Source organism: Myxococcus sp. AM009, assembly GCF_013372605.1.
Taxonomy (GTDB): domain Bacteria; phylum Myxococcota; class Myxococcia; order Myxococcales; family Myxococcaceae; genus Myxococcus; species Myxococcus vastator.
The window spans coordinates 21,175-41,363 of the sequence record NZ_JABXEP010000070.1 but is presented as its reverse complement, the minus strand read 5'-3'; the positions used below and the strand labels follow the sequence as shown (position 1 = coordinate 41,363).

Genomic DNA, 20,189 nt, shown 5'->3' with positions numbered 1-20,189 from the left:
CTCCCTGCCCACCCTCACGCGGCTCGACTCCGGTCAGCTCCTCATCGCGGGCGGCAGCAATCTCGCGACCGCTGAACTGTACGACCCCGTGAGCAACACGTTCCTGCCAACCGGGAGCCTGCCCGTGGTCCGGCGCTCTCACACCGCCACGTTGCTGCGGAGCGGGCAGGTGCTCGCGGTGAGCGGCTTCAATAATGTGGACGGCGAGGTCCCCGGCGCCGACCTCTACGACCCGGTGGCGGGGACGTGGACCGCCGCCGCGCCCCCCCTGGTCCCCAGGCACTACGCCACCGCCACCCTGCTCCCCGATGGCCGCGTCCTGCTCGTGGGTGGCTTCACTGAAATCGGCATCACCACGCATGCCGAGCTCTACGACCCGGTGGCCAACACGTGGACGGCCACGGGCGCCCTGAACTTCCCGCGCAACAGCCACACCGCCGCGCTGCTGCCTGACGGCCGGGTGCTCGTCATGGGCGGCTCCAACGCCGCGCGGGATGCCCAACCCATCTCCGAGCTCTACGACCCCGCCACCGGCACGTGGACCGCCACGACCTCCATGGCGATTGGCCGGGAGAACAGCACGGCGACCCTGCTCCCCTCCGGCAAGGTGCTCACCGCCGGGGGCTTCAGCTCCAATCCGTCACTCACGTTCTACGCGGAGACGGAGACCTATGACCCTGGCGTCCAGGCCTGGTCCGCCGCGGGGACCCTGGGCGGCCCCCGGGTTGACCCGCTGATGGCGCTGCTGCCCACCGGCCGCGTCCTCGTGGTGGGTGGCCGTGACGGAACAGGCACCGCGCAGGCGTCCGCCTCGCGGTATGACCGGACGACGAACGCGTGGTCCCCGACGGCGACCCTCTCCACCGCGCGAGCGGATGCCACGGCGACGACGCTGGCCTCGGGCGAGGTGCTCGTCGTGGGCGGCACGAACGCGGGCGGCGCGCTGAACTCGGCGGAGCGCTACACGCCCGCCACGGACACCTGGGTCCCCACTGCGCCACTCGCTCGCGCGAGGCACCTGCACACCGCGACGCGCCTGCCGGATGGCCGGGTGCTCGTCGTCGGCGGGCAGGACGGCGCGGACGTGCTCGCCTCCGCGGAGCTGTATGACCCGGCCACCCAGGCGTGGACCGCCGCGCCGTCCGTGGCCGGGGCCCGCGCCGCGCACGCCGCCGCCCTGCTGCCGGATGGCCGGGTGCTCATCGCGGGAGGACGCGACGCTGGCGGAGCGGCCCTCGCGACGGCGGAGGTATACGACCCCGCCACCAACACCTGGGCCCCCGGCGCCGGGCTCGCCCAGGCCCGTGAGCGCTTCACGCTGACGCTGCTGCCCTCCGGCGAGCTCCTGGCGGCGGGCGGCGTCGCGGGAGGCGTGGCGCTCACCACCACGGAGCGGTACTCGGCCGCCGCGAACACCTGGACGCCGGACAGCCCGCTGACGCAGGCGCGCTGGCGCCACACCGCCACCCTGATGCCCTCCGGCACGCTCCTGGTCGCGGGCGGCCTGAGCGCGCCCGACACCTACGTGGCCTCGGCCGAGGCCTACGGAGCGCCCTCGCGGACCTGGACCCCCGTCAGCGCGCCCGACGTGCGCGGCGGGGCCGCCGCCGTCGCCTTGCCCTCGGGGGAGGTCCTGCTCGCGGGCGGCACGGCCGTCACCACGGCCCAGCGCTACGACGACGTCCTCGCCCTCCCCGCCTGGCGGCCTGTCGTCACGGCGCCGGAGACGCTCTACCAAACCTGCCCCGCCATCATCGAAGGCCAGGGCTTCCGGGGCATCTCGGGCGCGTCCAGCGGCAGCTACCTGGACTCGCCGACGGACTTCCCCCTGGTGCGCCTGGGCGCCGCCGAGGGCGGCCGGCTCTGGACGCTCCCCGCCACGGACATGTCCGCCACGCGCGCGACGGTGCGGGTGCCCGCGGAGACGCTTCCGGGCCCGTATGCCCTGTCCGTCTTCGCCAACGCCATTCCGGGCGGGCGCATGGTGATGGTGCGCGCCAACACCCCGCCCACCGCGGAGGCCGTGCGCATCGCCACGATTTCCGGCCTCCCTCAAGACGTCACGCTCACCGCGACCGACCCGGACGCGGACCAGACGTTGACGTGGACCATCGTCACGCCGCCCCAGCATGGAACCCTGAGTGGCACGCCGCCGGACCTCCGGTACACGCCCAACGCGGGCTACGTGGGCGCAGACAGCTTCACCTACCGCGTCAGCGACTGCGGCCTGGACAGCAACGAGGCCTCGGTGGACGTCGAGGTGGAGTCAGCAGCGGTCCTGGCCATCACCTGCCCCGAGGACACCGTCCTGGAAGCAACGGGACCGGAGGGCGCCCCGGGCAGCTGGCCGCCCGCCACCGCGACTCCCGGGGACGGAGGGCCGGCCACCATCACCTATGACCCCGAGGAGGGCAGCACGCTGCCGCTGGGGACCACCACCGTCACGGCCACCGCGGAGGACGCCTCGGGCGCGCGGGCCACCTGCACGTTCCAGGTCGAGGTGCGGGACACCACCCCGCCCGCGCTGACGTGCCCCGCCGACCTCCGGACGACCTCCGATGATGCGTCCGGCACGGCGGTGACCTTCGAGCTGCCCGAGGCCACGGATGCTGTCTCGACGCCCTCCGTGACGTCCTCGCCGGCGTCGGGGAGCACCTTCCGGCACGGCAACAACACCGTCACCGTCACCGCCACGGACGCCGCGGGCAATGAAGCCCGCTGCACGTTCCAGGTCACCGTCCAGGCAACGGTCATCTCCATCGCCGGAGGCGGCTGCCAGGCCTCTGGCGGCGGCGCGGCCTCGTCGCTGGCCCTCCTGGTGGTCCTGGCAACGTGGAGCGGGCTGCGTCGCCGCTCGCGTCACGCCTCGCACTGACCCGCACGTCACCCTCTTTCGAGAATGGACTTCACCTTGCGTACACAGGCTCGGAGCTGGGCGCTGGCAGCGCTCATCGCCTCCATCGCGCCCAATGCCCTGGCACAGAGCACCACGGGCGCGCTCATCCCCATCGACCTGGAGCGGCTGCGCTTCACCCCCGCGGCCACGGACTCGATGCTCGTGGACACGGGACACGTGCTCCCCAAGGGCGCCTACCGGCTGATGCTCATGGCCGGCTATGAGCGCGGCATCCTCCTGCTCAAGGGCAGTGATGGGCAGGAGCGCTCCATCATCGACTACCGCGTCTCCGGCTGGCTCGCGGGCGCCTGGTCGCCCGTCGACAACCTGGAGCTGTCCGCGCGGCTGCCCGTCATCATCCATCAGGGCGGCAATGGCGCGGACTCGCTGGTGGGCGTCTCCGCGCCGGACGCCTTCGGGCTCGGCACGCCGGAGCTGGGCGCCCGCTACGCGCTGCTGCGGCGCGAGGCCGGCGACCCCGTCTTCCTCAGCCTGGGCCTGGACGTGGGGACGCCCGGTGGCACCGCGGATGCCTTTGGCCGGCAACAAGGCTGGGCGGGCCTCCAGGTCGCGCCCCGGGTGGCGGTGAGCCGGGAGCTGGGCCCCGTCGTGCTCGGCGCCAGCGCGGGCGTGCGCATCCGCTCCACGGAGAACGAACCCGGCCGAGACTTCGGCACTGAGCTGGAGCAAGGCGTCGTCGTGTCCACGCGCGGCAAGGGCCTGCGCGGCGAAATCGCGCTGCAAGCCGCGGAGTCGCTGGTGGAGTCGGACTTCGCGCTGGAGCTGCTGGGCGGCGTGCGGATGCCCGTGGGTGGCGGCTTCGAGGCCTTCGCCATCGCCGGCCATGGCTTCACGGACATCCCGGGCACGCCGTCCATCCGCGCGGCGGCGGGCATCGCCTGGGCCCATCAGCCGCCCGCTCAAGAGGACGTGTGCCGGAGCGGCCGGAGTCACACGCCGGAGCAGTGCCCCGCGCTGGATGACGACGGCGACACGGTTCCCAACGGGCAGGACCGCTGCCCGCTCGAAGCCGGCCCGCCTGAGAATGACGGCTGCCCGGACACCGACTCGGATGGCGACGGCGTCGTGGACCGCGAGGACGCGTGCCCGAACGAGGCCGGCTCCGCCGAGAACAAGGGCTGCCCGGACACCGACTCGGATGGTGACGGCGTCGTGGACCGCGAGGACGCATGCCCGAACGAGGCCGGCGTCGCCGCCCACCGTGGCTGCCCCGAGCCCAAGCCGGAGCCCGCGCCCCAGGAGCCCGCCACCGAAGCGCCGACGCGGCTGCCCACCGAGCACCACGTCCAGTTCCCGGTGGGCCAGTCGACGCTCTCCGACGAGGAGCTGCGGAACCTGGACGCCGTCGCGGACTACCTGAAGGCCAACCCGGGCGTGTCCCTGCGCATCGAAGGGCACACGGACAGCACCGGCCCCGACGAGCTCAACCGCACGCTGAGCCAGGAGCGCGCGGACGCGGTGCGCACGCACCTCATTCAGCGCGGTGTCGCGTCCTCGCGGCTGACGGCGAAGGGCTACGGGCCCGACCGCCCCCTCACCACCAACGACACGCCCGAGGGCCGCGGCACGAACCGCCGCGTGGAGTTCGTCACCGAGTCCGGAGGCGCGTCACCGGCGCGCTGAGCCTCCGCGCCAGGCTCGCGGCCAGGGTTTGGCGCGTTCGTTCAAGCCCGCCCTCCCCCGCGCTCCTACCCTGGTGATGAAGCTGTCACCAGGAGGAGCCGCATGGGAGCAACCACTTCAAAGCAGGCGCCAGCGTTTCGCGCTGGAATGACAATGACGCGGCGCCTCGCCCAGCTCGCACTCGCATGCTTCGCGGGTGCGCTGGGCTGCGCCACCGCCCCGACGCAGCAAGTCATCTTTCCCTCCGCGGAGCGACAACCCGCGGAGGTTCATCCCCCCGGGAGCGTCCTCATGGTCCTCTCGGCCGCGTCGGAGCAGAAGCTCGCGAATGGAAGCACGCGCCAGACGGGCGTCTTCCTGAACGAGTTCTATGAGCCCTACCGCGCGCTCATCGACGCAGGCTACGACGTGGTGGTCGCGACACCCGAGGGCCGCGCACCGGCGTTCGACCCCGAGGGCATGAACCCTTCGTATTGGAAGGAGCACCCCGAGGCGCTCGCCGAAGCCCAGGCGCTCGTCACGCGGCTCCCTCAGCTGCACGCGCCGCTGAACCTGTCCGAGGTCCGCGCGCGCGCGGACGACTTCCAGGCGCTGCTCATCCCCGGAGGACAGGGCGTCATGGTGGACCTGCTCGATGACGCGGACCTGCACGGCTTGCTCATCCACTTCGGCGCCACGGACCGTCCCGTGGGGCTCGTCTGTCATGCCCCGGCGCTCCTCTCGCGGCTGCCCAAGCCGCAGAGCCCCTTCGTGGGCCGGCGCGTCACCTCGGTCTCCGGCTTCGAGGAGTGGTACATTGAAACCTTCGTCATGGACGCACGCGCCCTGGTTCGTGGGATTGGAGACCAGCTCGACGACGCCGGCTACCGCCATGAGACGGCGTTCCCGGGCCGCTCCCGCGCCGTGCGGGATTGCAACCTGGTGACCAGCCAGAATCCATTCTCGGGTGCCGACTTCAACGTGCACTTCCTCGCCGCGCTGAGCGACTGGCGCAACGCGGGCCGGTGCGCCGTGGACACCGGCGAGCCACCGCGCGCCTCGCGCTGACCAGGAGCAGCCGGACATGGGCGTGGACCAAGGCACCATGACGAGCCCATCCTTGAACGCCCTGCTGAAGGCGGCCGTCGCGCGGACCTACCCGGAGATTCCAACCGAGGGGCGCGACAAGGTCACCGTCCTCCAGGCCGTCATGGAGGCCCATGGCTGGCGGCCGGTGCTGGAGCTCGGCCGCGAGCTGCGGGCCCTCGCGTCCCATCCCGTCCTCCGGGCGCTCGTCGCGGGACCCACGCCCCGGCACGCCGTGGAGCGCTGGACCACCCTGGAGCGCTTCCTTCACTCCCGCCACCGCACGCAACTGCTCTCACACGACCTGGCCCGCGCCCAGATGACGTTGCGACATGTCGCCATCGACGGCGGGGCGATTCTCACCGTCAACGACCTGTTCATCTGGGGGGTGCTCGTCGCGCTCCTGGAGACCGCGGGGCTCACGGCGCTCTCCGTCACGCTCGAGCCCGGAGGCGAAGCGCCCATGGCCATTCATGGCCCCGCCCTGGTGGACGAAACACAGCGCCTGCCCGCCACGACGAACGTCGCGACGTTCCGCTGGAGGTCTGGGGAGCCCCTCCGTCTCCACGAGCCTGCCGCGCCGCGCGAGGGAGCCCCCCGCGAGGTCCGCGAGCGGCTCGAACAGGTGATGCGGGGCGACCTGCTGCACCCCTGGACGCTCAAGGAGACCGCGCAGCGGCTCGCCCTGTCCCGCCGCGGCCTCCAGCGCGCCTTGCAGCAGGAAGGGACCACCTTCTCGCAAACCCTTCAACGCGTCCGCGTCGGCGCGGCACACGCGCTGCTGGCAGACGCACGCCTGACGCTCACGGACGTCGCCTTCTGCACCGGGTTCTCCGACCAGGCCCACTTCACGAGGACGTTCCGCAAGCACAACGACGTCCCACCCTCCGCGCTGCGCGAGCTCGTGCTCACCCGCTCCGTCACGGCGAGTCGGTCAAACAAATTCCCAGGGTGAAAACAACGGTTTCTTGGAAATTCCCAAAAACCAAAAATGCCTGGAAGACCGTTCAGTCTGAAACTATAACGCCCCCCTGAGTTCAACGAGGGGCGTGCATGGGTACGGCGAAAAACAAGCAGCCATTTGAACTGCCAGACTTCTACGTTCCCTGGCCGGCGCGCTTGAATCCCAACCTCGAAGGCGCCCGGGTGCATTCGAAGGCCTGGGCGCGCGAGCTGGGCATCATTGGCCGCCCGAAGGATGGCAGCGCTCCGGAAATCTGGAGCGAGGCGAAGTTCGATGCCATGGACTACGCCCTGCTCTGTGCCTACACCCACCCGGAGACACCGGGCCCGGAGCTGGACCTCATCACGGACTGGTACGTCTGGGTCTTCTACTTCGACGACCACTTCCTGGAGCTCTTCAAGCGCTCCCAGGACATGGTGGGCGCGAAGGCCTACCTGGACCGGCTGCCGTTGTTCATGCCGCTGGACCCGGCGGCCACGCCACCGCCGCCCACCAACCCCGTCGAGGCCGGGCTGCTGGACCTGTGGAACCGGACCGTCCCCAGTCGCACCATGGCGTGGCGGCGCCGGTTCTTCGAGCACACCAAGCACCTGCTGGACGAGTCGAGCTGGGAGCTGAACAACATCAGCGACGGCCGCGTCTCCAACCCCGTTGAATACATCGAGATGCGCCGCAAGGTGGGCGGCGCCCCGTGGTCCGCGAACCTGGTGGAGCACGCCGTCTTCGCGGAGGTCCCGGACCGCGTCGCCGCCAGCCGCCCGATGCGGGTGCTGAAGGACACGTTCTCCGACGCGGTCCACCTGCGCAACGACTTGTTCTCCTACGAGCGGGAGATTCTGGAGGAGGGCGAGCTCTCCAACGGCGTCCTGGTGATGGAGAAGTTCCTGGACATCTCCCCGCCCAGCGCCGCGCAGCTCGTCAACGAGGTGCTCACCTCCCGGCTCCAGCAGTTCGAGAACACCGTCTTCACGGAGCTGCCGTCCCTGTTCGTCGAGTTCGGCCTGAATCCAGTCGAGCAGGCCCAGGTGCTCACCTACGTCCGGGGGCTCCAGGACTGGCAGTCCGGCGGGCACGAGTGGCACATGCGCTCCAGCCGCTACATGAACAAGGGCTCCGGCGGCGCGGGCGGCTTCTTCCTGGGCCCCAACGGCCTGGGCACCTCCGCGGCGCGGCTTCCGCAGTCGCCCACCGCCCTGGGGCTCACCCGCCTCAAGAGCTTCTCCCACGTGCCGTACCAGCCCGTGGGCCCGGTGAACCTGCCGAAGTTCTACATGCCGTACTCCACGAAGCCCAGCCCTCACCTGGACACCTCGCGGCGAGAGTCCAAGGCGTGGGCGCGGCGGATGGGCATGTTGGATGTCCTCCCCGGGGTCCCCGGCGGCTACATCTGGGATGACCACAAGTTCGACGTGGCCGACGTGGCGCTCTGCGGCGCGTTGATTCATCCCCACGCCACCGAGGCGCAGCTCAACCTGTCCGCCTGCTGGCTCGTCTGGGGCACCTACGCGGACGACTACTTCCCGGCCTTCTACGGCCACACCAAGGACATGGCCGGCGCCAAGGTGTTCAACGCCCGGCTGGCGATGTTCGTGCCGGAGGACGCCGGCACGGCGGTTCCGCCCCCCACCAATCCGGTGGAGCGGGGGCTCGCGGACCTGTGGGCCCGCACCACCGAAGGGGTGACGCCCGACTCACGGCGCCTGTTCCGCAAGGCCATCCTGGACATGACGGAGAGCTGGCTTTGGGAGCTGGCCAACCAAATCCAGAACCGCATCCCGGACCCCATCGACTACGTGGAGATGCGGCGCCAGACGTTCGGCTCGGACCTCACCATGAGCCTGTCCCGCCTGGCGCATGGGGATGCGCTCGCGCCTGAAATCTTCCACACCCGGCCCATCCGCAGCCTGGAGAACGCCGCGGCGGATTACGCCTGCCTCATCAACGACGTCTTCTCCTACCAGAAGGAGATTGAGTTCGAAGGTGAGCTCAACAACGGCGTGCTCGTCGTGCAGCGCTTCCTCGACCTGGACCCGGCGCGGGCCGTCCTGGTCGTCAACGACTTGATGACCGCGCGGATGCGGCAGTTCGAATACATCATCGCCAACGAGCTGGAGCCGCTGGCGCGCAGCTTCAACCTGGACGGCAAGGCCCAGGACAAGCTGAAGCAGTACGTCCAGAAGCTGCAGTGGTGGATGAGCGGCGTGCTCATCTGGCACCAGACGGTGGACCGCTACAAGGAGTTCGAGCTGCGCGCGTCCCGCAAGCTGGGCCTGCGCGTCTCCTCGGGCCCCACCGGCCTGGGCACCTCCGCCGCACGCATCGCCTCGCTGTTCTCCAACCTGCGCTCCGGCGCCTGATCTTCCATCCCACTCGAAAGGCCAATCATGTCGAACATCATCAAGCCGGGCGGTGACGCCGAGAAGTCCCAGTTGAGCCTGGGTACGGCCGCGGCGCGCCAGCTGGCGACGACGACCAAGTCCGTTCCGCAGATGCAGGGCATCTCCTCGCGGTGGCTGCTCAAGCTGCTGCCCTGGGTGCAGGTGTCCGGTGGCGTGTACCGCGTCAACCGCCGACTGAGCTACGCGGTGGGGGATGGCCGCGTGACGTTCACCACCACCGGCGCCAAGGTGCAGGTCATCCCGCAGGAGCTGTGCGAGCTGCCCCTGCTGCGCAGCTACGACGACGTCGAGGTGCTGGCGGCGCTGGCCAACCGCTTCGAGCAGAAGACGTACAAGGCCGGTGAGGTCATCACCGAGGTGGGCAAGGAGGCGGACTGCATCGTCCTCATCGCCCACGGCAAGGTGAACATGATTGGCGCCGGCAAGTACGGCGACACCACCGTGCTCGGCGTGCTGGCGGACGGCGACCACTACAGCTACGAGGCGCTGCTGGAGTCGCAGGACTACTGGAAGTTCACGGCCAAGGCCGTCACGGCGTCCACCGTGCTGGTGCTGCAGCAGTCCGACTTCGAGGCCGTGGTGGCTCAGTCGCCCTCGCTGAGCAAGCACATCGAGCGGTTCAAGGCCCGCGCGAAGAAGAAGCAGGACACCACGGGCCAGGCCGAAATCGAGCTGGCCGCGGGCCACACCGGCGAGCCGGTGCTGCCGGGCACCTACGTGGACTACGAGACGTCGCCCCGCGAGTACGAGCTGAGCGTGGCGCAGACGGTGCTCCAGATTCACACCCGCGTGGCGGACCTCTTCAACGAGCCCATGAACCAGACGGAGCAGCAGCTCCGGCTGACGGTGGAGGCGCTGAAGGAGCGCAAGGAGCACGAGCTCGTCAACAACCGCGAGTTCGGCCTGCTCCACAACGCCGACCTCAAGCAGCGCATCCACACCCGCAGCGGGCCGCCCACGCCCGACGACATGGACGAGCTGCTGGCCACCGTGTGGAAGGAGCCGTCATTCTTCCTGGCCCACCCGCGCGCCATCGCCGCCTTCGGCCAGGAGTGCAGCCGCAAGGGCATCTACCCCACCAGCGTGGACTTCAACGGCAACATGGTGCCCGCCTGGCGCGGCGTCCCCATCTTCCCGTGCAGCAAGATTCCCGTCAGCGATTCGCGCACCACGTCCATCATGCTGATGCGCGCGGGTGAGAAGAACCAGGGTGTCGTCGGCCTGCACCCCGGCACCATCCCCGACGAAATCGAGCCCGGCCTCAACGTCCGGTACATGGGCATCAACGAGAAGGCCATCATCAACTACCTGGTCACCAGCTACTTCTCCGCGGCCGTCCTCGTGCCCGACGCGCTGGGCATCCTGGAGAGCGTCGAAATCGGCCGTGGCGAATAGGCCTCCTCCCGCTCGGAGGACGTGAGGGAATCCACATGGCGAATTTCGTGAAGACGGGCGGCGACGACACCCCGCGCCTGAGCCTGGGCACGGCCGCGGCGCGCCAGCTCGCGACGACGACCAAGACGGCCCCGCAGATGCAGGGCATCACCCCGCGGTGGCTGCTGCGCATGCTGCCCTGGGTGGAGGTGACGGGCGGCACGTACCGGGTCAACCGGCGGCTGAGCTACGCGGTGGCGGATGACCGCCTCGTGTTCAGCAACCTTGGCGCGAAGGTGCAGATCATCCCGCAGGAGCTGCTCAAGCTGCCGCTGCTGCGGGGCCTGAGCGGCGACGACGAGGTGATTGCCGCCCTGGCCAGCCGGTTCACCCAGGCGGAGTACAAGGCGGGCGACGTCATCGTGGAGGAAGGCAAGCCCGCCGAGCACGTCTTCCTGCTGGCCCACGGCAAGGCGCGCAAGCTCCGCGAAGGCCCGTATGGCGCGCCCGTCACCCTGGACGTGCTGGCGGACGGCGACCACTTCGGCGACCAGGCCGTGGCGACGTCGGATGACGTCTGGAGCTACACCGTCAAGGCCACCACGCCGTGCACGGTGCTGTCCCTGCCGCAGCAGGCGTTCGAAGAGTTGATTGCCCGGTCCGCCGCGCTGCGCGCCCAGGTGGAGCAGTACCGGGAGCGCCTGAAGAAGCCCCAGGACAAGCTGGGACAGGCCGCCATCCCCCTGGCCGCCGGCCACTCCGGTGAGCCGGACATCCAGGGCGGCTACGTGGACTACGAGCTCGCGCCCCGCGAGTACGAGCTGAGCGTGGCGCAGACGGTGCTCCGGGTCCACACGCGCGTCTCCGACGTGTTCGGCGACCCCATGGACCAGACGGAGCAGCAGCTGCGGCTGACCATCGAAGCGCTGCGGGAGCGGCAGGAGCACGAGCTCATCAACAACCGGGACTTCGGCCTGCTCCACAACGCCGACCTCAAGCAGCGCCTCCACACCCGCAGCGGGCCGCCCACGCCCGATGACCTGGACGAGCTGCTCAGCCGGCGCCGCAAGTCGCGCTTCTTCCTGGCGCACCCGCGCACCATCGCGGCGTTCGGCCGGGAGTGCACCCGCCGAGGCGTCTATCCGACGCCCGTCGAGGTCCAGGGCACGCCGTGCATGGCCTGGCGCGGAGTCCCCCTGCTGCCGTGTGACAAGCTCCCCATCACCGAGCAGCGCACCAGCTCCATCCTCGTGCTGCGCACCGGCCAGGAGGACCAGGGCGTCATCGGTCTGCGCCGCACCGGCCTGCCGGACGAGGTCGAGCCCGGCCTCTCCGTGCGCCGCATGGACGTCACGGACAAGGCCATCACGAACTACCTGGTCAGCACCTACTTCTCCGCGGCGCTGCTCATCCCCGATGCGCTGGGTGTGCTGGAGAACGTGGAGCTCGGAGGCTGATGTTTCAGAAGCTGACACGGCGGGTCCGGGCGCGCTGCCTGGACTCGCTGTGTCGCTTGAAACATTCGCATGCAGCGCATCTCAGTCCGGCGGGACTGAAGAATTCCAATACTGAAACATGTAAAGACACCGTCTCCGCTCGGTTTGGCGTGGACGTGACTTGGATGAGCCGTGAAGGCGTGATTGGTTCCGCGCTCCCCTTCACCCCTGAGAGGTTCTCATCCATGCGGAACATCTTCGCCACGACGGCCGCCCTCGCCTCCCTCATGCTGATGGGCCCGGTGGCCTGTGGCAGCGGCACGCCCGAACAGACGCAGCCGACCGCCGAGCAGCAACAGAGCTTGAAGGCCACGGGCACGGGTTGCAGCGCCGACTCGGAATGCGCCAGCGGGCTGTGCTGGACGGAGGCCGACTCGTACCCCACCTACAACCCGTATTGGATTCGCGCGGACAGCTGCACGGAGGAGTGCGGTGGCCCTGGCGACACGTACTGCCGTGAGCTCGCGGAGGAGTACAACGCGCCCTATCCCGAAAACGCCCGCTGCATCAGCGCCCGCGGCGTCTACGACAACAACCCGTATGACCACTCCGTCTACCTTTGCGACATGGTGGCCGTTGGCCTGGGCAAGGTCCACTGGGTGGAGTGACGCCGCAACCGCCGTCAGCCGCCTGGAGGGGCTCGCGCTCCAGGCGGCTGTTGCCTCCGCGTCCGTCAACGAGCGGACCGGGTTGATTCACTTCGCGTGACGGAACATTGTCCGCGCCATGAGCACGAAGGACTCCGTTCAGAGCATCCTCGCCGTGGTGGAAATCGGCGCTCCGCTGGCCGTGGGCATCCTCCAGGGCATCCTGGTGCTGAAGTTCGTCAAGCCGCGGCTCCTGGCGCGGATGGGTGGGCTGGCCAGCGTGGTCCACTCCCGGGCCAACACCCTGCTGAGCGTGGTCCAGATGATGGTTCTCCTGGGCGTGGTGGTGGCCTGCAGTGCCGCCTACGCGCCGCGGACGCTCGCCTGGCTTCTGGAACGTGACCTCCTCCCATTCGAGCCCACGCCGCTCGTGCTGCGCGTCGCCGCCGTCATCGCCGCCTACTTGAGCGGAGCCAACCTGGTCCACCTGACCACGGCCCTGTCCAGCGAGCAGGCGTCGAACACGCTGGAGCCCATGCCGCTCAGCGACCGGCGTCCGTGATGACGCGCTCGATGAGCGCCAGCATCGCGGCGCGGTAGGCCTTGGCGTCCCCGCCGGTGCTGATGGCCAACGCGGCGCGGTCGAAGGCGGCGGACAGCAGGCTGGTGAGCGCGGGCACCAAGGGCCCATCGCCCAGCACGGCGGCGAGCCCCTCCCGCAGCGAGCCCGCGGCGGAGGCCTCATCGAGTGCCATCATCTCCGCATGGCCGAACACCGCCGGCCCCTCCACGAGCAGCAAGCGCGTGCGGCCGGGGACGGCCATCGCGTCGAGATAGGCCAGGCTTCCAGCGATGAGCGCCTCACGCGCGCCCAGGGCCGGCGGCGTTGCCCGGTCAATGGCACGGCGCAGCTCGGCGAATTCCCGCTCGAGCACCGCCCGCAGCAGCGCCTGCTTGTCCTCGAAGTGGTGGTAGAGCGCCCCCCGCGTCACGGCGGCGCCGGCCACCACCTCCGGCGTCGACGTCTGCGCGTACCCCTTTTCCACGAACAGCGCCCGGCTCGCGCCCACGAGCGCCTGCCGCGTCGTCGCGCTGCGCTCATCGTTGCTTCTTCGCGCCCTCGCGTGCATACATACAGCCTGTATGTTGATTCATCGAAAGACAAGCCCGAAGGAGAGAGGGAGCCCGTGAAAATCACCAGTTACTACCCGGTCATCATGACGAACGACGTCGCGGGGACGGCGGCGTTCTACACGGCGCACTTCGGCTTCAGCCCGCGCTTCACCAGCGACTGGTACGTCCACCTCCAGTCGGACGATGCCGAACATGTCGCGCTGGCCATCCTCGACGGACGGCACGAGACGGTGCCGACGGTGGCCCGGGGCACGGTGGCGGGGACGATTCTCAACTTCGAGGTCGAAGACCCGGACGCCGTCTACCGGGACGTGCAGGCGGCCGGCCTGCCCATCCACCTGCCGCTGCGGGACGAGGCCTTCGGCCAGCGGCACTTCATCACCGCCGACCCGAACGGGGTGCTCATCGACGTCATCAAGCCCATTGCGCCGAGCGAGGACTTCGCGAAGCAGTACGAGGCCAACGCGCTCCCCGTCGGGTGACGACCGGGGCCGGAAGCCGTTGCGGAAGCCCATCCCAGCCTACTGGGCCCGGAGCGGCCCCCGGAACCCGCTCGGCTCCGCGCTCACCGCGGTGTTTCCCGCGAGCATTCCCCTCGTGAAGAAGGGGGACTCGAAGAACACGTAGGGGCTGAAGAGTTCGGGGCGACTCGCGACCTCCAGCCTCGCGGAGAGCTCGGGCGGCAGCGTGAAGTCCAGCGCGTGCAGGTTGTCCTCCAACTGCTCCAGCCTGCTCGCGCCGATGATGGTGGACACGACGCAGGGACGCGTCGCCACCCAGTTGAGCGCCACCTGGGCGGGCGAGCGCTCCACCTCTTTCGCCACCGAGACAAGCGCCTCGACGATGGGCCAGGGGCGCTCCTGCAGGAACTTGTCCGCCACGGGGTTTCCGCTGGCCAGCAGCGCATGGGCGCGCCCCTCGCCCTTCGGCTGGGCTCCCTCGCGGGTGTACCGTCCTGTGAGGAGTCCCCCGGCCAGGGGGCTCCAGGGGGTCAGGGCGGCGCCCAGCGCGAGCGCGGCGGGGAGGTGCTCGCGCTCGACATTGCGCTCCGCGAGCGAGTACTCCAGTTGCAAGGCGGCGACCTTCTCCCAGCCGTTGCGCTCCGCCAGGGTTTGCGCGCGCGCGAAGTACCAGGCCGGCACGTCGGAGAATCCGATGTAACGCACCTTGCCCTCGCGCACGAGGCCGGTCAGCGTCCCCATCACCTCCTCCACGGGCGTCAGTCCATCCCAGACGTGCAGCCAGTACACGTCCACGTAGTCCGTCTTGAGGCGGCGCAGCGAGCCTTCGAGCGCGGACAAGATGTGTTTGCGACTGTTTCCGCCGGCGTTCGGATCCCCCGGCGACACGTTGGCGGAGAACTTGGTGGCGATGACCGCCCGCGCCCTCCCGCCGTGCTCCGCGAAGTAGTCGCCGATGATGCGCTCGCTGGAGCCGGAGGTGTACGCATCCGCCGTGTCGAGGAAGTTGCCACCCGCCTCCAGATAGCGCGTCAGCAGGCGGTGCGCGTCCTCGCCGCGCATGCCCCAGCCCCAATCGGTGCCGAAGTTCATGGTGCCCAGCGCCAGCGGGCTCACCCGCAGGCCCGTTTGACCGAGCAGGTGGTACTTCGCCAAGGACTCAATCGTCCGCGTCGACATGGTGGTGCTCTCCATTCGTCGTGATGGGCCGTGCTCCCCATCGCCCAGCCAGGAATAGAGGCGCGCCCCCATGAAGGCAGCCCGCTTCTTGCGCCTGTTGACGCTCACCGGGAGCGCAGGCCGGCTGACGGGCTCGGTGCGTGACGTTCTTGGGCGCAATCCTACGCATCAGCCCTCGCGCCCGGCGGGCCGCACATGGCCTCAGGCACGACAGCCACGAAAAAACTGTGTTTCGCGCGCTCCCACTCAATGACCTCTCATGAACTGAGAACGACGATTGTTTCTCGGATTCACCACACCTGAGCGTCCCCAGACCACCACACGGAGTATGAGACGCCGGCAAAATCCACCCCTCCGATTCCACTCTGAGCGCGGTGGCGAATCTCATCGAAAAGACACAGGCGATTGTTTATACGTGCATGCACTTTTGATGCAGTCCTGGAGGCTTCGCTGAAGCGCTCGCACACCCGGGTATTTCCCACGCACGTCCTGTACTGGCTCGCCGCTGGCTTCGCCCTGATTTACCTGGTGGCCGCGGCATTTCTCTCGTTCGGCAAGATTTACCTGCTCCCGCAGGACTTCATCAAAGAGCTCTTCCGCTACCAGGCCGCGCCCATCGTCCTGCTGGCGGGCATCCCCTGCGGCATCTACTTCATCTTCTGGCGCGCCAGCGACTTGTTCGCCTGGGTGTCCGCGCCGCCCAAGCTGGTGGTGGACGAGGAGTGCCTGCGCTCGGGCGACACGCGCATCGCGTGGCGGAACGTGAGCGCCATCATCACGGTGCAGAACCACGACCGGCTCATCCTGCGCCACCGCGGGGGCACCTACCGGCTGCGGCTGAACCTGTGGAGCGACGCGGACGAGCTTTACGGCCACGTGACGGACCACGTCGTGGAGGTGCTGCTGCAGGGCGTGCACCGGCAGGTCGACGCCGGCAAGTCGGTGCAGTTCGGGCCGCTCACGCTCAGTGGCGCCGGGCTGACGCACAAGAAGCGGCTGATGCGCTGGGATGACATCGAGAGCATCCGCTTCCAGGACGAGTTCGACCAAGGCGTGTCCACGCGCGAGCTGATCATCGCCGCCCAGGGCAAGCCGCTCAAGATTGACGAGGCCCGCATCGTCAACGCCCCCGTCCTCCTGGCCTACCTGTCGCAACGGCTGGCCGCCTGACTCCCCTTTCCCCTCACAGGTTACACGTCATGGAAATCTACAGCTCCTCGCAGAACAAGCAGAAGACGCAGAAGCCGCGCGAGGTCTACTACTCGCGCACGAAGCTCATCATCGGCGCGGTGATCTGGACGCTGGCCACGGCCTTTTTTGGCGCGCTCACCTCCCGGCTGACGGACAGCCTGGGCATCATGGCCCTCTGCGGGGCGATTACCCTTTGCATGCTCTGGATGCTCTACGGCTGCATCAAATCGCTGGGCAACCTGGACAAGCCCGCGCTGATTATCGGCCGGGATGGCATCCGCTTCGAGGACGGCCTGCTGATTGAATGGGCCGACATGACCGAGAATACCTATATCAGCCAGTCTTATATGGGCATTCCCACGATCAAGCTGATTCAAATCAAGACCACGCTGGAGAAGCCCAAGGTCAAGAAGATGCGCGTGGCGGCGCTCGACATCGACAGCGACGAGTACCTGGAGCTCTGCGACACCTACAGCCAGCACTCGGCGCAGGCCCCCGCCAGGGCGTAGCAAGAAACCTGGCACCGTGCCGGCATGAAGGCCGGCACGGCGCCATCAGGCCGTGAAGCGCTCGACGAGCAACGCCAGGCGCTGACGCAGCACGCGCGCCGTGGGCACGTCGGCCAGGAGCCCGTCGACGGCCAGCATGAACACCTCGGCGAGCGGCCGTGACGTCAGGACAGCCTGCGTGTACTTGAGCCAGCGTCGGCGGCGTCTCGCCTCGACCTCCGGCAACAGCCGCTCGCAGGCGGCGTAGAACTCGGACGCCATTGGCGCCCCCACCATCAGCGCCCACGGCTCCAGGAGGATGATTTCGTACACCTGGAGCAGCTTGTCGCGCGCGGAGCCCGGACCCGCCAGCACCTGCTCCACGCGGGGGTAGCGCGCCTCGAACAGCGCGTCGAAGACGGCCGCGAAGATGTCCTCCTTGTTCTTGAACTTCAGATACAGGAGCGGCCGCGACAGGTTCGCCCGCTTCGCGATGTCATCCAGGGACGTCTTCGCGTAGCCGAAGCGCAGGAAGCACTCCAGGGCGGCATCGACAATCGCCGCCCGGCGCAACGCATCACGCTCATCGCTCCTGGTTCCCGCCATGCGGAACAAATTGACAAAAATGACCTATATCGTCAATTCATCACCGCACAACGGCGAGCGTGGGTGGACGGCATGACGTGGCGCAGAAGGCTGGCGTATGCGGCACTGGGGACGGCGGCGCCGCTGGCCGTGCTGCTGACGGTGGTCGCCATCGAGGCCTGGCCGGCGCTGGGCCAGGCCGCGGACGGCGCGCGGCGGGCACGCATGGAGCGCTCGCCCCAGTGGCGGGACGGCCACTTCGACAACCCGCAGCCCCTGCGTAATGACGCCTGGGGTTCCATCGCGAGCATGTTCAGCGCCAGCCCCGACGTGAGCCCCGCCCAGGGCGCGCTGCCGGCGGTGGCGCTGGACGGGAGCGCGTTCGGCGCGCCGCCCGCCACCGGCCTTCGCGTCACGTGGTTCGGACACTCGACGTCGCTCGTGGAGCTGGACGGTCAGCGCATCCTCATCGACCCGGTGTGGAGCGAGCGCGTGTCCCCCTTGAGCTGGATAGGACCGCGCCGCTGGTACGCCCCGCCCCTTGCGCTGACGGCGCTGCCCGCCGTTGACGCGGTCGCCATCTCCCATGACCACTACGACCACCTGGACCATCAAACGCTGCTGGCGATGAAGGACTGGGACACATCCTTCATCGTGCCGCTCGGCGTCGGCGCGCACCTGGTGGGCTGGGGCATCCCCGAGTCGCGCATCATCGAGCTCGACTGGTGGGAGCGCGCACGCGTGGGGGCGCTGGAGGTCGTCTGCACCCCCGCCCGCCATGCCTCGGGCCGGACGGGCATCGACAAGGACGCGACGCTGTGGGCGGGCTTCGCGTTCCTGGGCCCCACGCACCGCGTGTACTACTCGGGCGACACGGGCCTGTTCCCCGCCATGAAGGACATTGGCGAGCGGCTGGGGCCCTTCGACCTGACGATGATTGAGGTGGGCCAGTACCACAGCGCGTGGCCCGACTGGCACATCGGCCCCGAGCAGGCCGTCACCGCGCACCAGTGGGTCCGGGGCCGCGTGCTGCTGCCGGTGCACTGGGGCCTGTTCACCCTCGCGCTCCACGGATGGACGGAGCCCATTGAACGCGTGCTCGCGGCGGGTGAGGCCGCGGGGGTGAGTGTCATCGTCCCGAGGCCGGGTGAGCGCGTCGAGCCCGGTGCGCCGCGCTCCCTTGAGCGCTGGTGGCCTTCCCTGCCGTGGAACACGGCGGTGCAGGACCCCATCGTCTCCACCCAGTTGGACTGACGTCGCGGCCGCCTGACTTCAGGCGCCCCTCACGGGCTACGACGTGTGCAGCTTCGGCCTGGGCGTGTCGTCGGCGGGAAAGGGCGACCGAGCGTCCACCCCCTGGCGGGCCGGGCGCCGACCCACCGTGCGCTGACGTCCGCTTGGCGCCTGCTCCCTGAATCCGAGGAGCGCGCGCAGGTGGCGCTGTGTACGGTTGTGTCAGGCCCATGACCAGCGCACCGCCACCGCCCCCCCCAAATCCTCTCCGACGTGAGCATCGGCCCCGACGTCGCGGCGGTCGGTCGCATCGAGGCCATCAAGTCGGTCCTCCGGGTGCTGACGCAGACGACAGGCCTGCGGCTGGCCGTCGTCGCTCGCGTCACCGCGGAGGCCTGGACCTGCTGCGCCGTGCTGGACGAGATGAACTTCGGCCTGAAGGCGGGCGACACGCTGGAAATCACCACCACCTTCTGCAACACCGTGCGCAGCACGCTGGCGCCGCTGCTCGTCACCCACGCGAGCCAGGACCCACGCTTCAGGGACCACCCCGCCCCCAGGATGTACGGGGTGGAGAGCTACATCGCGGTGCCGCTATACCGGAAGGACGGGACGTACTTCGGCGTGATGTGCGCGCTGGATGCGAACCCCGCCGCCCTGTCCGAGGACAAGCTGGAGATCTTCCGTCACCTGGGTGACCTGGTGGGCCATCAGCTCGAACAGGAGGATGCGCTGAACGAGCGTGACGCCCGCCTGCTCGGCGCCCACGAGGCGTCCCTGCTGCGCGAGCAACTGATTGGCATCGTCAGCCACGACCTGCGCAATCCGCTCAATGCCATCTCACTGGCCGCCGCGACGATGATGCGGCTCGAGGAGCTGGATGAGCGGAGCCGGCGAGGGCTCCGCCGCATCCTCGACGCCTCGGACCGCGCCCACCGGCTCATCCGAGACCTGCTGGACTTCACCCACGTCCGCACGGGCATGCCGCTTCCCATCAACCCCCAGGCCGCGGACCTGCACCAGCTCATCCGGCAGGTGGTGGATGAAGTGCAGCTCACGGCCCCGGAGCGCGAGCTGGACGTGGTGCACGCCGGCGACGCGCGCGGGACGTGGGACCCGGACCGCATCGCCCAGGTGCTCACCAACTTGTTGGCAAATGCCATGCAGTACAGCCCGTCCGACTCCCCCATCCGCGTGGAGGCGCGCGGCGAGGCGCAAAAAGTCGTCCTGAGCGTGAGCAACGTGGGCGAGCCCATTCCGGTGGGGCTGCTGCCCACCCTCTTCAAGCCGATGACGCGAGGAACCACCACCGTCACGGAGCGCCGCAGCGTGGGTCTGGGCCTGTTCATCGTGGAGCAGGTTGCACGCGCGCATGGGGGCCAGGTGGAGGTGGTGTCCACCGCGGAAGCGGGCACTACCTTCCGGGTCCACCTGCCACGAGGCGCCTGAACGCTGCGGCCCGCCAGCCTGCCGGCCGAGTTGGCGCCTGCCCG

Annotated in this window: 17 protein-coding genes; 14 read left to right on the top strand and 3 right to left on the bottom strand. The window is 69.3% G+C overall.

The window, feature by feature from the left end:
• From HV824_RS37975 to HV824_RS18745, 9 genes are all read left to right on the top strand, one after another.
• Positions 1-2,875: kelch repeat-containing protein (locus HV824_RS37975; RefSeq protein ID WP_303623426.1), on the top strand; the 2,875-nt coding region annotated here is incomplete at its 5' end.
• 36 nt (positions 2,876-2,911) lie between these two features.
• Positions 2,912-4,540, top strand: coding sequence for an OmpA family protein (locus HV824_RS37465; protein ID WP_255208154.1), 1,629 nt, complete (start codon positions 2,912-2,914; stop codon positions 4,538-4,540).
• 291 nt (positions 4,541-4,831) lie between these two features.
• A complete protein-coding gene (locus HV824_RS18775; RefSeq protein WP_176417214.1) occupies positions 4,832-5,587 on the top strand; it encodes a type 1 glutamine amidotransferase domain-containing protein in 756 nt (251 codons plus the stop codon).
• Positions 5,588-5,624: 37 nt separating this feature from the next.
• Positions 5,625-6,560: an AraC family transcriptional regulator gene (locus tag HV824_RS18770; RefSeq protein ID WP_255208153.1), complete on the top strand. Its 936-nt coding sequence runs from the start codon at positions 5,625-5,627 to the stop codon at positions 6,558-6,560.
• Positions 6,561-6,658: 98 nt separating this feature from the next.
• Positions 6,659-8,926: a family 2 encapsulin nanocompartment cargo protein terpene cyclase gene (locus tag HV824_RS18765; RefSeq protein ID WP_176417212.1), complete on the top strand. Its 2,268-nt coding sequence runs from the start codon at positions 6,659-6,661 to the stop codon at positions 8,924-8,926.
• A gap of 27 nt (positions 8,927-8,953) precedes the next feature.
• Entirely contained in the window at positions 8,954-10,363 is a 1,410-nt protein-coding gene (locus HV824_RS18760) for a family 2B encapsulin nanocompartment shell protein (protein ID WP_176417211.1), read from the top strand.
• A gap of 35 nt (positions 10,364-10,398) precedes the next feature.
• Positions 10,399-11,799, top strand: a complete 1,401-nt coding sequence (locus HV824_RS18755; RefSeq protein WP_176417210.1) for a family 2B encapsulin nanocompartment shell protein — start codon at positions 10,399-10,401, stop codon at positions 11,797-11,799.
• Positions 11,800-12,023: 224 nt separating this feature from the next.
• Positions 12,024-12,446, top strand: a complete 423-nt coding sequence (locus HV824_RS18750; RefSeq protein ID WP_176417209.1) for a hypothetical protein — start codon at positions 12,024-12,026, stop codon at positions 12,444-12,446.
• Between the two features lie 118 nt (positions 12,447-12,564).
• Complete coding sequence (locus HV824_RS18745; protein WP_176417208.1) at positions 12,565-12,987, top strand: hypothetical protein; 423 nt, start codon at positions 12,565-12,567, stop codon at positions 12,985-12,987.
• On the opposite strand, the gene HV824_RS18740 is transcribed toward HV824_RS18745, so the two are convergent.
• The gene (locus HV824_RS18740) at positions 12,968-13,555 is read right to left on the bottom strand and encodes a TetR family transcriptional regulator (RefSeq protein ID WP_176417207.1); all 588 of its coding nucleotides are present in this window, start codon (positions 13,553-13,555) and stop codon (positions 12,968-12,970) included. The two genes, HV824_RS18745 and HV824_RS18740, sit on opposite strands and share 20 nt — an antisense overlap.
• Positions 13,556-13,612: 57 nt before the next feature.
• On the opposite strand from HV824_RS18740, the gene HV824_RS18735 reads away from it, so the two are divergent.
• A complete protein-coding gene (locus HV824_RS18735; protein ID WP_176417206.1) occupies positions 13,613-14,041 on the top strand; it encodes a VOC family protein in 429 nt (142 codons plus the stop codon).
• 39 nt (positions 14,042-14,080) lie between these two features.
• Here HV824_RS18735 and HV824_RS18730 read toward each other — a convergent pair whose 3' ends face one another.
• Positions 14,081-15,199 (bottom strand): aldo/keto reductase, encoded by a 1,119-nt coding sequence (locus tag HV824_RS18730; RefSeq protein WP_176423928.1) that lies wholly within the window; start codon positions 15,197-15,199, stop codon positions 14,081-14,083.
• Between the two features lie 405 nt (positions 15,200-15,604).
• Here HV824_RS18730 and HV824_RS18725 point away from each other — a divergent pair, with 405 nt between their 5' ends.
• Both HV824_RS18725 and HV824_RS18720 read left to right on the top strand, forming a co-directional pair.
• A complete protein-coding gene (locus HV824_RS18725; RefSeq protein ID WP_217917526.1) occupies positions 15,605-16,369 on the top strand; it encodes a DUF6585 family protein in 765 nt (254 codons plus the stop codon).
• A gap of 29 nt (positions 16,370-16,398) precedes the next feature.
• Complete coding sequence (locus tag HV824_RS18720; protein ID WP_176423927.1) at positions 16,399-16,899, top strand: hypothetical protein; 501 nt, start codon at positions 16,399-16,401, stop codon at positions 16,897-16,899.
• Between the two features lie 45 nt (positions 16,900-16,944).
• Here HV824_RS18720 and HV824_RS18715 read toward each other — a convergent pair whose 3' ends face one another.
• Positions 16,945-17,484 carry a TetR/AcrR family transcriptional regulator gene (locus HV824_RS18715; protein WP_176417203.1) on the bottom strand — a complete coding sequence of 180 codons (540 nt, stop codon included), beginning with the start codon at positions 17,482-17,484 and terminating at the stop codon, positions 16,945-16,947.
• 72 nt (positions 17,485-17,556) lie between these two features.
• Between HV824_RS18715 and HV824_RS18710 the strand changes: the two genes are divergently transcribed.
• On the top strand, positions 17,557-18,717 hold the full coding sequence (locus tag HV824_RS18710) for an MBL fold metallo-hydrolase (RefSeq protein WP_176417202.1): 1,161 nt from the start codon (positions 17,557-17,559) through the stop codon (positions 18,715-18,717).
• A gap of 252 nt (positions 18,718-18,969) precedes the next feature.
• Positions 18,970-20,145: a GAF domain-containing sensor histidine kinase gene (locus HV824_RS18705; RefSeq protein WP_176423926.1), complete on the top strand. Its 1,176-nt coding sequence runs from the start codon at positions 18,970-18,972 to the stop codon at positions 20,143-20,145.
• Positions 20,146-20,189: the final 44 nt, after the last annotated feature.

Coding starts and splice junctions, on each gene's coding strand:
- HV824_RS18775 (WP_176417214.1), top strand. CDS start 4,832: ATGGTCCTCTCGGCCGCGTCGGAGCAGAAGCTCGCGAATGGAAGCACG.
- HV824_RS18770 (WP_255208153.1), top strand. CDS start 5,625: ATGACGAGCCCATCCTTGAACGCCCTGCTGAAGGCGGCCGTCGCGCGG.
- HV824_RS18765 (WP_176417212.1), top strand. CDS start 6,659: ATGGGTACGGCGAAAAACAAGCAGCCATTTGAACTGCCAGACTTCTAC.
- HV824_RS18760 (WP_176417211.1), top strand. CDS start 8,954: ATGTCGAACATCATCAAGCCGGGCGGTGACGCCGAGAAGTCCCAGTTG.
- HV824_RS18755 (WP_176417210.1), top strand. CDS start 10,399: ATGGCGAATTTCGTGAAGACGGGCGGCGACGACACCCCGCGCCTGAGC.
- HV824_RS18750 (WP_176417209.1), top strand. CDS start 12,024: ATGCGGAACATCTTCGCCACGACGGCCGCCCTCGCCTCCCTCATGCTG.
- HV824_RS18745 (WP_176417208.1), top strand. CDS start 12,565: ATGAGCACGAAGGACTCCGTTCAGAGCATCCTCGCCGTGGTGGAAATC.
- HV824_RS18740 (WP_176417207.1), bottom strand. CDS start 13,555: ATGCACGCGAGGGCGCGAAGAAGCAACGATGAGCGCAGCGCGACGACG.
- HV824_RS18730 (WP_176423928.1), bottom strand. CDS start 15,199: ATGTCGACGCGGACGATTGAGTCCTTGGCGAAGTACCACCTGCTCGGT.
- HV824_RS18720 (WP_176423927.1), top strand. CDS start 16,399: ATGGAAATCTACAGCTCCTCGCAGAACAAGCAGAAGACGCAGAAGCCG.
- HV824_RS18715 (WP_176417203.1), bottom strand. CDS start 17,484: ATGGCGGGAACCAGGAGCGATGAGCGTGATGCGTTGCGCCGGGCGGCG.
- HV824_RS18710 (WP_176417202.1), top strand. CDS start 17,557: ATGACGTGGCGCAGAAGGCTGGCGTATGCGGCACTGGGGACGGCGGCG.